1 protein-coding gene is annotated in these 1055 nt (G+C 59.8%); it reads right to left on the bottom strand.

The annotated features are described in order from the left end of the window. Positions 1 to 1055 (bottom strand): amino acid adenylation domain-containing protein (locus AWB76_RS38670; RefSeq protein ID WP_157696348.1); only part of this gene is annotated, 1055 nt, incomplete at both ends.

Here is a 1055-nt window from a genome sequence, read left to right on the forward strand (position 1 = left end):
CGCAGGGCGTTGACATCGATCTCCGACATCAACGTGACGTATGCGACCAGTTGCTGATCCTGCGTCTCTTCATGTCGCGCCCGCGCGATGACCACGGCTTCGCGCACGGCCGGATGATTGACGAGCTGCGCCTCGATCTCGCCAAGCTCGATACGGAAGCCACGAATCTTGACCTGATGATCGTTGCGGCCGAGGAACTCGATGTTGCCGTCGGTGCGATAACGGGCGAGGTCGCCCGTGCGATACATGCGCGTGCCGGGAACGAAGGGATCATCGAGGAAACGCTCGGCAGTGAGTTCGGGCCGGTTCAGATAGCCGCGCGCGACGCCTTCGCCACCGATGTAAAGCTCACCCACCGTACCAAGCGGCACGTGCTGGCGTTGCGCATCGAGCAGATAAATGCGGGTATTGGCGATCGGCTTGCCGATGGTCTCCGTCAAACGATCGTCCCTGTGCATTTGAATCCATGTCGAGTACGTCGTCGTCTCGGATGGGCCGTACAGATTGCACAGCCGATCGATCGCGGTCTCGGCGAAGATGCGCTTCATCAGCGTGAGCTTCAACGGTTCGCCGGCGAGGTTGATCGTCCGGATCGATGCCAGCGATGCGCCCGCATCCAGCAGTGAAGTGATGGCCGATGGCACCGTATTGAGCAAGCTGACATCGTGCGGATTTCTGATGAGCGCAAGAACGTTGTCGACCAGATGAACCGTTCCGCCCGTCGTCAGAGGAGCGAAGCACTCATAGATCGAGAGATCGAAATTGAGCGAGGTTCCGAAAAGGGTCTGCGAGAGCTCGTCTGGCGTGAATGCTTCATGACTCCAGGTCAGGAAGTTCACGGCGTTCCGATGTTCGATCGCAACGCCCTTGGGCTTGCCTGTCGAACCCGAGGTGTAGATCACGTAAGCAAGGTTATGCGGCGCGACATCGGTATGCGGATTATCTTGCGAGAGCGCGTGGTCGAGCGATGCATCGAGTACGGTCAGCGTTCCAGTGTCGCCCAGCGCTTCACGACCGGCGGCGTCGGCGAGCAGCAGTCGTGGAGTGGCATCGGT

Origin of the sequence: Caballeronia temeraria, from assembly GCF_001544795.2 — a bacterium.
In the GTDB taxonomy this organism is placed as follows: domain Bacteria; phylum Pseudomonadota; class Gammaproteobacteria; order Burkholderiales; family Burkholderiaceae; genus Caballeronia; species Caballeronia temeraria.